Origin of the sequence: Hydrogenophaga borbori (assembly GCF_003417535.1) — a bacterium.
Classification (GTDB): domain Bacteria; phylum Pseudomonadota; class Gammaproteobacteria; order Burkholderiales; family Burkholderiaceae_C; genus Hydrogenophaga; species Hydrogenophaga borbori.
The window spans coordinates 38,159-46,769 of the sequence record NZ_QVLS01000018.1; the positions used below are offsets into that span (position 1 = coordinate 38,159).

Annotated in this window: 17 protein-coding genes; 3 read left to right on the forward strand and 14 right to left on the reverse strand. The window is 66.2% G+C overall.

The annotated features are described in order from the left end of the window. The first annotated feature begins 61 nt into the window (after positions 1-61). Complete coding sequence (locus tag DY262_RS20820) at positions 62-577, forward strand: TlpA disulfide reductase family protein (protein WP_245981147.1); 516 nt, start codon at positions 62-64, stop codon at positions 575-577. 72 nt (positions 578-649) lie between these two features. Here the strand turns inward: DY262_RS20820 and DY262_RS20825 are convergent, their stop codons facing one another. Continuing rightward, a complete protein-coding gene (locus tag DY262_RS20825) occupies positions 650-1,102 on the reverse strand; it encodes a c-type cytochrome (RefSeq protein WP_116960980.1) in 453 nt (150 codons plus the stop codon). Between the two features lie 136 nt (positions 1,103-1,238). On the opposite strand from DY262_RS20825, the gene DY262_RS20830 reads away from it, so the two are divergent. Beyond that, positions 1,239-1,907, forward strand: coding sequence for a cytochrome b/b6 domain-containing protein (locus DY262_RS20830; protein ID WP_116960981.1), 669 nt, complete (start codon positions 1,239-1,241; stop codon positions 1,905-1,907). 101 nt (positions 1,908-2,008) lie between these two features. Further along, positions 2,009-2,506, forward strand: coding sequence for a GNAT family N-acetyltransferase (locus DY262_RS20835; protein WP_116960982.1), 498 nt, complete (start codon positions 2,009-2,011; stop codon positions 2,504-2,506). Position 2,507: 1 nt separating this feature from the next. On the opposite strand, the gene DY262_RS20840 is transcribed toward DY262_RS20835, so the two are convergent. The 13 genes from DY262_RS20840 to DY262_RS20900 form a co-directional block, all read right to left on the reverse strand. Continuing rightward, entirely contained in the window at positions 2,508-3,017 is a 510-nt protein-coding gene (locus DY262_RS20840) for a peroxiredoxin (RefSeq protein WP_070401252.1), read from the reverse strand. Positions 3,018-3,111: 94 nt separating this feature from the next. After that, complete coding sequence (gene rpsQ, locus DY262_RS20845) at positions 3,112-3,381, reverse strand: 30S ribosomal protein S17 (protein WP_070401253.1); 270 nt, start codon at positions 3,379-3,381, stop codon at positions 3,112-3,114. A gap of 10 nt (positions 3,382-3,391) precedes the next feature. Further along, entirely contained in the window at positions 3,392-3,592 is a 201-nt protein-coding gene (rpmC, locus tag DY262_RS20850; protein WP_070401254.1) for a 50S ribosomal protein L29, read from the reverse strand. Between the two features lie 16 nt (positions 3,593-3,608). Further along, a complete protein-coding gene (gene rplP, locus DY262_RS20855; RefSeq protein ID WP_070401255.1) occupies positions 3,609-4,025 on the reverse strand; it encodes a 50S ribosomal protein L16 in 417 nt (138 codons plus the stop codon). 2 nt (positions 4,026-4,027) lie between these two features. Continuing rightward, positions 4,028-4,906, reverse strand: a complete 879-nt coding sequence (gene rpsC / locus DY262_RS20860) for a 30S ribosomal protein S3 (RefSeq protein ID WP_116960983.1) — start codon at positions 4,904-4,906, stop codon at positions 4,028-4,030. 13 nt (positions 4,907-4,919) lie between these two features. Next, a complete protein-coding gene (gene rplV, locus DY262_RS20865; protein ID WP_009519300.1) occupies positions 4,920-5,255 on the reverse strand; it encodes a 50S ribosomal protein L22 in 336 nt (111 codons plus the stop codon). Between the two features lie 9 nt (positions 5,256-5,264). Further along, positions 5,265-5,540, reverse strand: a complete 276-nt coding sequence (rpsS, locus tag DY262_RS20870; RefSeq protein ID WP_070401257.1) for a 30S ribosomal protein S19 — start codon at positions 5,538-5,540, stop codon at positions 5,265-5,267. A gap of 12 nt (positions 5,541-5,552) precedes the next feature. Continuing rightward, entirely contained in the window at positions 5,553-6,377 is an 825-nt protein-coding gene (gene rplB, locus DY262_RS20875) for a 50S ribosomal protein L2 (protein WP_070401258.1), read from the reverse strand. A gap of 2 nt (positions 6,378-6,379) precedes the next feature. After that, a complete protein-coding gene (gene rplW / locus DY262_RS20880) occupies positions 6,380-6,694 on the reverse strand; it encodes a 50S ribosomal protein L23 (protein WP_070401259.1) in 315 nt (104 codons plus the stop codon). Further along, on the reverse strand, positions 6,691-7,314 hold the full coding sequence (gene rplD, locus DY262_RS20885) for a 50S ribosomal protein L4 (protein WP_116960984.1): 624 nt from the start codon (positions 7,312-7,314) through the stop codon (positions 6,691-6,693). Before rplD ends, rplW begins: the two co-directional genes overlap by 4 nt. Next, positions 7,314-7,988 carry a 50S ribosomal protein L3 gene (gene rplC / locus DY262_RS20890; protein ID WP_070401261.1) on the reverse strand — a complete coding sequence of 225 codons (675 nt, stop codon included), beginning with the start codon at positions 7,986-7,988 and terminating at the stop codon, positions 7,314-7,316. Before rplC ends, rplD begins: the two co-directional genes overlap by 1 nt. Positions 7,989-8,184: 196 nt before the next feature. Further along, positions 8,185-8,502: a 30S ribosomal protein S10 gene (rpsJ, locus tag DY262_RS20895; RefSeq protein WP_070401262.1), complete on the reverse strand. Its 318-nt coding sequence runs from the start codon at positions 8,500-8,502 to the stop codon at positions 8,185-8,187. Between the two features lie 12 nt (positions 8,503-8,514). Continuing rightward, positions 8,515-8,611: EF-Tu C-terminal domain-related protein (locus DY262_RS20900; protein ID WP_078453405.1), on the reverse strand; the 97-nt coding region annotated here is incomplete at its 5' end.

Genomic DNA, 8,611 nt, shown 5'->3' on the forward strand with positions numbered 1-8,611 from the left:
GCTCCCTCACGTTGATCCGAGGCGGGCACTGTAGATGGTGAAGCAGGAAATGACAAACCCGATGACCAAGAGGCCCGAACCGAACCGCCGCCAGGTGCTGGGCGCGGGCCTGGCGCTGGGCGCCGCCGGCGTGCTGGGCCTGAGCGGCTGCGCGAGCCGCGAGGCCGCGCCGGATTCCACCTTCGTGCTGCTCGACGGCAGCCAGGCCCGCACGGCCGACCTGCAAGGCAAGGTCACCCTGGTGAACTTCTGGGCCACCACCTGCGTGACCTGTGTGAAGGAAATGCCCGCGCTCGTGGCCACCCACCAGAAATACGCGCCGCGCGGCTACGAGACCATGGCCGTGGCCATGAGCTACGACCCGCCGGCCTGGGTGGTGAACTTCGTGCAGTCGCGCCAGCTGCCCTTCAAGGTGGCGCTGGACAACACCGGCGAAATCGCCAAGGCCTGGGGCGACGTGAAGCTCACGCCCACCACCTACCTGCTCGACAAACAGGGCCGCATCGTCAAGCGCTACGTGGGCGAACCCGAGATGGACGCGCTGCACAAGCTCATCGAGGAACTGCTGGCGGCCTGAGCGCGGCGCGCGGGTCCCCAAGAAAAAAGGCCGGGATCAACCGGCCTTTTTGCTGGGCGCGGGGCGCCGCGCTCAGTTCTTGCGGAAGTCGTCGTGGCAGGCCTTGCAGCTCGCGCCGGCCGCGCCGAAGGCGGCCTTGATCTGGTCCAGGTTGCCGGTCTTGGCGGCCGCGTTCAACTTGGCGACCTCACCCATCATCTTCTCGCCCGCCGCCTTGAATTTGGCCTGCTCGGTCCAGACGGCGGGCTGGGCCCGCGTGTCGCCCTTGTCGGTGCCAGGGCCGAAGGCCTCCCAGGGCAGCTTGCTCATGGTCTCCGCGATGGCCGCGCTCTCGGCCGCCACCTTGGCGTCGAAAGGCACACGGCCGTTGGCCATGGCGCCGACCCGGCCGAAGTGCGCGGCCAGCACCGTGAATGAGGCCTTGCGGTATTTGACGGCGTCCTCGGGTTTCTGGAACTGGGCCATGGCCGGAGCGGCCAGGGCGCTGGCGGCCAGCGCCAGGACGAGCGGAGCGACTGTCTTCATTGAATCTCCTGTGGGGATGTTGAACGCCGGCTCTGCAGGCCGGCGCTCGCTGAGGTTGCCACGACGGGTAAAGTTCCGTTGAACCGATGCGGCATTTCCCGATCCACCGCTCGGTCGTCACCCACGCTTCGCCAACATGCACACCATCCGCATCTGGGACCTGCCCACCCGACTGTTTCACTGGCTGCTCGCGCTGTGCGTGATCGGGCTCATCACCACCGGCACCCTCGGTGGCGCCTGGATGGAGTGGCATCTGCTGCTGGGCTACGCCGTGCTGGCGCTGCTGCTGTTCCGACTGGTGTGGGGTTTCCTGGGCGGGCGCTGGTCGCGCTTCGCCAGCTTCGTCTACTCGCCGCGCTCGCTGCTGCGCTACCTGCGTGGTCGCGCGCCCCTGGAACACACCGCCGGCCACACGCCCCTGGGCGCGCTGTCGGTGTTCGCCCTGCTGCTGGCCTTGGCCGCCCAGGTGGCCAGCGGCCTCATGAGCGACGACGAGATCGCCACCTTCGGGCCGCTGGCGCGCTTCGTCTCGGGCGAGACGGTCTCGGCCGCCACCGGCTTCCACAAGGACGTGGGGCAGTACCTGGTGATCGGCCTGCTGGTGCTGCACCTGCTGGCCATCGCCTGGTACCTGTTCGTGAAACGCCAGTCGCTGGTCCAACCCATGCTGAAGGGTGACAAGCAACTGCCCGCGCCCCTGCCGCCCTCGCGCGACGGCCGTTGGGACCGGGCGCTCGCCGGGGCCTTGCTGGGGGTGTGCTCGGCCTTCGTGGCCTGGCTGGTCAGCGTCGGTTACGCGCCCTGACGGCCTGGCAGGCTCGGCGCTGGCTGGCCCCGCTCGGGCGGATTGACTTATATTGCCGGTTCGCCCTCCCCCTGTGGCCCCGCCGGCCGCCCCCCGAACCCATGCCCGAGACGCCCTCAGCCGCCATTGAACTGCGGCTGGCCGAATCCCCCGAAGACATCCTGGCGGTGCGCGCCTTGTTCCTGGACTACCAGGCCTCGCTGGACGTGGACCTGTGCTTCCAGGGCTTTCAGGACGAACTCGCGACGCTGCCTGGCGACTACGCCCCTCCAGGCGGCGCGCTGCTGCTGGCCCTGGTGGACGGCGCGCCCGCCGGCTGCTGCGCCCTGCGCCCGCTGCCCAGCGCCGACCACCCCGACGCCTGCGAGATGAAGCGCCTGTTCGTGCGCCCGGCGTTTCGCGGCTTCGGTTTGGGGCGGCTGCTGGTCGACCGCATCCTGGTGCTCGGACAGATGGGGGGCTACGCCACCATGCTGCTCGACACCCTGTCGGACATGGAGGCGGCGCGCGCGCTCTACCAGGACAGCGGCTTCGTCGAGATCGCGCCGTACTACCACAACCCCTTGCAGGGCGCGCACTACCTCAAGGTGGATCTCTGAATCAGGCCGCCTTGGCCTGGGCCAGCAGCGTGCCGGCGTCGCTCACCTCGAACTTGCCCGGCGCCTCGATGTTGAGCGTCTTGACCACGCCGTCCTTCACGAGCATGGAATAGCGGTTGCTGCGCAGCCCCATGCCGCGCGCGGTCAGGTCCAGCGTCAGGCCCGTGGCCTTGGTGTAGTCGGCGCTGCCGTCGCCCAGCATGCGCACCACGCCGGTGGTTTTCTGGTCGCGCGCCCAGGCGCCCATCACGAAGGCGTCGTTCACGCTGATGCACCAGATCTCGTCCACGCCGGCGGCCTTGAGGTCGGCCGCCTGCTGCACGAAGCCCGGCACGTGCTTGGCCGAGCAGGTGGGCGTGAAGGCGCCCGGCAGCGCGAAGATGGCGATGGTCTTGCCCGCGGCGGCCTTCTGCACGTCGACCGGATTCGGGCCGATGCTGCAGCCGTTGCCTTCGACCTCGCTGTACTCCATCAGCGTGCCGGCGGGCAGCTTGTCTCCGACCTTGATCATGGTTTCTCCTGTTCGGTTGGGGGCTGAAAACAAAAAAGCGACCGGATTGTCGGTCGCTTTTTCGATGCGCGCTGCGCAGGTCCGGGAAACGGACTCAGACGATGGCGGCTTTCTGCACCAGACGGCTGGCCACCCAGTTCTTGGTCTTGGAAATCGGGCGGCTCTCGGTGATCTCGATCAGGTCACCCAGCTTGTACTCGCCCTTTTCGTCGTGGGCGTGGTACTTGCTGGACTTGATCACGATCTTGTCGTAGATCGGGTGCTTGACGCGGCGCTCGACCAGGACCGTCACGGTCTTGGCGCGCTTGTCGCTCACCACCTTGCCGACCAGGGTGCGCTTGAGGGCGGTTTTGGCTTCGGTCATGGTTGGCTCCTTACTTGGCGGCTGCGCGCTGCTTCTCGGCCAGGATGGTCTTGGCGCGAGCGATCGCACGGCGGGTGTCGCCCAGCGTGGCGGTGTTGTTGAGTTGTTGCGTGGCCTTCTGCATGCGCAGATTGAAGTGGGCCTTTTGCAGCGACTTGATCTCGGCCTCGAGGCCGGCCGCGTCCTTCTGGCGCAGTTCTTCAGTATTCATAGCGTGTTCTCCTGAATCACTGGCCCAGCAGGCGCGTCACGAACGTGGTGCGCAGCGGAAGTTTGGCGGCGGCCAGGGCGAAGGCCTCACGGGCGAGCGCTTCGGGCACGCCCACGATTTCGTACAGCACCTTGCCGGGCTGGATCTCGGCCACGTAGTACTCGACCGAACCCTTGCCGTTGCCCATACGGACTTCGGCGGGCTTCTGCGAGATCGGCTTGTCCGGGAACACACGGATCCAGATGCGGCCGCCACGCTTGACGTGACGGGAGATCGCGCGACGCGCGGCCTCGATCTGGCGGGCCGTGATGCGGCCACGGTCGGTGGCTTTCAGGCCGAAGTCGCCGAAGGCAACGGTGGCGCCGCTGGTGGCGACGCCGGTGTTACGGCCCTTCTGCTCCTTGCGGTACTTGCGACGAGCGGGTTGCAACATGTTTATTCTCCTTTGCCGTCCGCAGCTGCAGGTGCGGGTGCGTCTTTGCGTACGCGCTTAACGGCGGGTTTGGAATCACCACCCGTGGCTTCGGCCGGCTTGTCGCTGCCATCGGCCGGGGCGGTGTTGGTGCCACGGCGCACGGCGGCGCGGGCGGTCGGGCCGGCCGGGCGCTCGCTGCGTTCACGGCGCGGACCACGCGGGCGGCGCTCTTCTTCGGCGCGCGGCTCGGCCACCACGGGGGCGTCGTTGCGGCCCAGGGTGTCACCCTTGTAGACCCACACCTTCACGCCGATGACGCCATAGGTCGTCTTGGCTTCGGAGGTGCCGTAGTCGATGTCGGCGCGCAGCGTGTGCAGGGGCACACGGCCTTCGCGGTACCACTCGGTGCGGGCGATCTCGATGCCGTTCAGACGACCGGCGCTCATGATCTTGATGCCCTGGGCACCGAGGCGCATGGCGTTCTGCATCGCGCGCTTCATGGCGCGGCGGAACATGATGCGCTTCTCGAGCTGCTGGGTGATCGAGTCGGCGATCAGCTTGGCATCGATCTCGGGCTTGCGCACTTCTTCGATGTTGACGGCAACCGGCACGCCCAGCTTGACGGCCAGTTCCTTCTTCAGCTTCTCGATGTCCTCGCCCTTCTTGCCGATCACCACGCCCGGACGCGCCGAGTAAATGGTGATGCGGGCGTTCTTGGCAGGGCGCTCGATGACCACGCGCGACACGGCGGCGTTCTTGAGCTTGGCCTTCAGGTACTCACGCACCTTGATGTCTTCGGCCAGCATGCCCGCGAAGTCGCGGTTGCTGGCGTACCAGCGGCTGGCCCAGTTGCGCGAGACGGCCAGGCGGAAGCCGGTCGGGTTGATTTTCTGTCCCATGTTCCTGTGCCTCTCAGTTGCCGACCGTCACGTAGATGTGACACGTGGGTTTGCTGATGCGGTTGCCACGGCCTTTGGCGCGAGCCTCGAACCGTTTGAGCGTCGTGCCTTGTTCGACGTAGATCGTCTTGACGCGCAGCTCGTCGATGTCGGCACCGTCGTTGTGCTCGGCATTGGCGATGGCGGACTCCAGGGCTTTCTTGACGATGCCGGCGGCCTTCTTCTGGGTGAAGGTCAGGATGTTCAGGGCCTGGTCGACCTTCTTGCCGCGAATCAGGTCGGCCACGAGGCGGCCTTTGTCCACCGACAGGCGCACGCCACGGACGACAGAGCGGGTTTCCGTACTCATGGTGGTTCCTTACTTCTTGGCTTTCTTGTCGCCCGGATGCCCCTTGAAGGTGCGCGTCAGGGAGAACTCGCCGAGCTTGTGACCGACCATCTGGTCGGTGATGTACACGGGCACGTGCTGCTTGCCGTTGTGCACGGCGATGGTCAGGCCGATGAACTCGGGCAGGACCATCGAGCGGCGCGACCAGGTCTTGACCGGCTTCTTGTCCTTGGTGGCCTGGGCCTTCTCGACCTTGGCCATCAGGTGGTGGTCCACGAAAGGACCCTTTTTGAGCGAACGAGTCATGTGGTCAACCCCTTACTTCTTGCGACGCGAGACGATCATCGACTGCGTGCGGCGGTTGTTGCGGGTACGGTAACCCTTGGTGAGGTTGCCCCACGGATCCACCGGAGCGCGGCCTTCGCCGGTCTTGCCCTCACCACCACCGTGCGGGTGGTCGATCGGGTTCATCGCGGTGCCGCGAACGGTCGGGCGGATGCCCATGTGGCGCACGGCACCGGCCTTGCCGATCTGGCGCAGGCTGTGCTCGGTGTTGGAGACCTCGCCGATGGTGGCGCGGCAGTCCACATGGATCTTGCGCACTTCGCCCGAGCGCATGCGCACCTGAGCGTAGATGCCTTCGCGGGCCAGCAGCACGGCCGAGGCACCGGCCGAACGCGCCATCTGCGCGCCCTTGCCGACCTGCAGCTCGATGCAGTGGATCGTCGAACCCACGGGGATGTTGCGGATCGGCAGGGTGTTGCCCACGCGGATCGGCGACTCCGAGCCCGACAGCAGCGTGGCGCCCACCTCGACGCCGCGCGGCGCGATGATGTAGCGGCGCTCGCCGTCGGCGTAGCACAGCAGCGCAATGTGCGCGGTGCGGTTCGGGTCGTACTCGATGCGCTCGACCTTCGCCGGGATGTTGTCCTTGTTGCGGCGGAAGTCGACCACGCGGTAGTGGTGCTTGGCACCACCGCCCTTGTGGCGCGTCGTGATGTGGCCGTTGTTGTTGCGGCCGGCCTTCTGGAACTGCGGCTCCAGCAGCGGCGCGTAACCGGCACCCTTGTGCAGGTTTTCGCGCGTGACCTTCACCATGCCGCGACGGCCTGGCGAGGTCGGTTTCATCTTGATGACAGCCATGATTACGCGGCCTCCCCACCGAAGTTGAGTTCCTGACCGGGCATCAGCGTGACATAGGCCTTGCGCACGTGGTCGCGGCGGCCGATGGTCTTGCCAAAGCGCTTGGTCTTGCCCTTCTGGTTCACGACCGACACACCCTTGACCTGCACCTTGAACATCAGCTCAACGGCGGCTTTGATCTCGGGCTTGGTGGCGTCGCGCAGCACCTTGAAGAGCACGGCATTGGATTGTTCGGCGGCCTGGGTGGCCTTCTCGGACACGATCGGTGCCACGAGGACCTGCATCAGGCGACCTTCGTCGAATTGGGCGGTGCTCATGCGAACATCTCCTTGAGCTGGTCGATCGCCGCCTTGGTGACGATCACTTGCTTGTAGTGCACCAGCGACAGCGGGTCGGCGTAACGGGGCTCGACCACCAGGACGTTGACCAGGTTGCGCGAAGCCAGGTACAGGTTCTCGTCGACCTCGTCGGCGATCACGAGCACCGACGACTTCAGGTTCATCGCCTTGAACTTGTCGGCCAGCTGCTTGGTCTTGGGCGAATCGACCTTGATCGACTCGACCACGGCCAGGCGGCCTTCACGCACGAGCTGCGAGAAGATCGACGCCATGCCGGCGCGGTACATCTTCTTGTTGAGCTTCTGGGTGAAGTTCTCGTCGGGGCTGTTCGGGAAGATGCGACCGCCCCCGCGCCACAGCGGCGAGGAGGTCATGCCGGCGCGAGCGCGGCCGGTGCCCTTCTGCTTGAACGGCTTCTTGGTCGAGTGCTTGACCATCTGGCGGTCTTTTTGCGCACGCGTGCCTTGACGGGCGTTCGCCTGGTACGCCACCACGAGCTGGTGGATCAGGGCTTCGTTGTAGTCACGACCGAACACGGTCTCGGGCACGTCCAGCTTGGACGCGGCCTGGCCTTGGTCGTTGAGGAGTTCGACTTGCATCAGTTCGCTCCTTTGGCGGCGCTGGCCTTGACGGCGGGACGCACGGTGACGAAACCGCCCTTGGCACCGGGCACGGCACCACGGATGAGCAGCAGCTGACGGGCTTCGTCGATGCGCACGATGTCGAGGTTCTGGATGGTCTTGGTGACGTCGCCGAGGTGGCCCGTCATCTTCTTGCCCGGGAACACGCGGCCCGGGTCTTGCGCCATGGAGATCGAGCCCGGCACGTTGTGCGAACGGCTGTTGCCGTGCGACGCGCGCTGCGAGGCGAAGTTGTGGCGCTTGATGGTGCCCGCGAAGCCCTTGCCGATCGAGGTGCCTTGCACATCGACCTTCTGGCCTTGCGAGAACAGCTTGTTGACATCGACCACGTCGCCCGGCTTGTACTGGGCGGCGACCTCTGCGGTCACGCGGAATTCGATGATGAGTTCACCGGCTTCGACACCGGCCTTGGCCAGGTGGCCTGCCACCGGCTTGGTGACGCGGGAGGCGCGGCGCTTGCCAAAGGTGACTTGCAGTGCGTCGTAGCCGTCGTTGGCCTGGGTTTTGACCTGGGTGACGCGGTTGTTCGACACGTCGACCACCGTGACAGGCACTGCGTCCCCGTCATCGGTGAACAGGCGCATCATGCCCACCTTGCGGCCCAACAACCCGAGGGAGTTGCTCAGACTCATTGTTTTCTCCGTTCCCGACTTCAATTGGCCGGGGCTGATGGTGCGCGGCCCGAAGACCGCGCCTGAATGGCGAGCACCAGGGTGCCGGCGCCACGAAATATCCGGCCCAAAAGCCGGAAAGCCCGCCAGTATAGCCAGCGGGCATTCCTTGTGCAAGTCCACCGGGCGAAAACCCGGCAGACCAGGGCCTCTGGCCTTACTGCAGCTTGATCTCGACGTCCACGCCGGCCGGCAGGTCGAGCTTCATGAGCGCGTCCACCGTCTTGTCGGTCGGGTCCACGATGTCCATCAGGCGCTGATGGGTGCGGATTTCGAGCTGGTCGCGGCTGGTCTTGTTGACGTGCGGCGAACGCAGGATGTCGAAACGGCGCATGCGCGTCGGCAGGGGCACGGGGCCCCGGACGATGGCGCCGGTGCGCTTGGCGGTTTCGACGATCTCGGCGGCCGATGCGTCGATCAGCTGGTAGTCGAAGGCCTTGAGGCGGATGCGGATCTTCTGTTTGGTGGCAGCCATGGACACCGCTCCTTATTCGATGATCTTGGCCACGACGCCGGCGCCGACGGTGCGGCCGCCTTCGCGGATGGCAAAGCGCAGGCCTTCTTCCATGGCGATGGGCGCGATC

Coding starts and splice junctions, on each gene's coding strand:
- rplB (WP_070401258.1), bottom strand. CDS start 6,377: ATGGCTGTCATCAAGATGAAACCGACCTCGCCAGGCCGTCGCGGCATG.
- rpsQ (WP_070401253.1), bottom strand. CDS start 3,381: ATGACCGAAGCCAAAACCGCCCTCAAGCGCACCCTGGTCGGCAAGGTG.
- rplW (WP_070401259.1), bottom strand. CDS start 6,694: ATGAGCACCGCCCAATTCGACGAAGGTCGCCTGATGCAGGTCCTCGTG.
- rplV (WP_009519300.1), bottom strand. CDS start 5,255: ATGAGTACGGAAACCCGCTCTGTCGTCCGTGGCGTGCGCCTGTCGGTG.
- rpsJ (WP_070401262.1), bottom strand. CDS start 8,502: ATGGCTGCCACCAAACAGAAGATCCGCATCCGCCTCAAGGCCTTCGAC.
- DY262_RS20835 (WP_116960982.1), top strand. CDS start 2,009: ATGCCCGAGACGCCCTCAGCCGCCATTGAACTGCGGCTGGCCGAATCC.
- DY262_RS20825 (WP_116960980.1), bottom strand. CDS start 1,102: ATGAAGACAGTCGCTCCGCTCGTCCTGGCGCTGGCCGCCAGCGCCCTG.
- rplD (WP_116960984.1), bottom strand. CDS start 7,314: ATGCAAGTCGAACTCCTCAACGACCAAGGCCAGGCCGCGTCCAAGCTG.
- rplP (WP_070401255.1), bottom strand. CDS start 4,025: ATGTTGCAACCCGCTCGTCGCAAGTACCGCAAGGAGCAGAAGGGCCGT.
- rpsS (WP_070401257.1), bottom strand. CDS start 5,540: ATGACTCGTTCGCTCAAAAAGGGTCCTTTCGTGGACCACCACCTGATG.
- DY262_RS20830 (WP_116960981.1), top strand. CDS start 1,239: ATGCACACCATCCGCATCTGGGACCTGCCCACCCGACTGTTTCACTGG.
- rpsC (WP_116960983.1), bottom strand. CDS start 4,906: ATGGGACAGAAAATCAACCCGACCGGCTTCCGCCTGGCCGTCTCGCGC.
- rplC (WP_070401261.1), bottom strand. CDS start 7,988: ATGAGTCTGAGCAACTCCCTCGGGTTGTTGGGCCGCAAGGTGGGCATG.
- DY262_RS20840 (WP_070401252.1), bottom strand. CDS start 3,017: ATGATCAAGGTCGGAGACAAGCTGCCCGCCGGCACGCTGATGGAGTAC.
- DY262_RS20820 (WP_245981147.1), top strand. CDS start 62: ATGACCAAGAGGCCCGAACCGAACCGCCGCCAGGTGCTGGGCGCGGGC.
- rpmC (WP_070401254.1), bottom strand. CDS start 3,592: ATGAATACTGAAGAACTGCGCCAGAAGGACGCGGCCGGCCTCGAGGCC.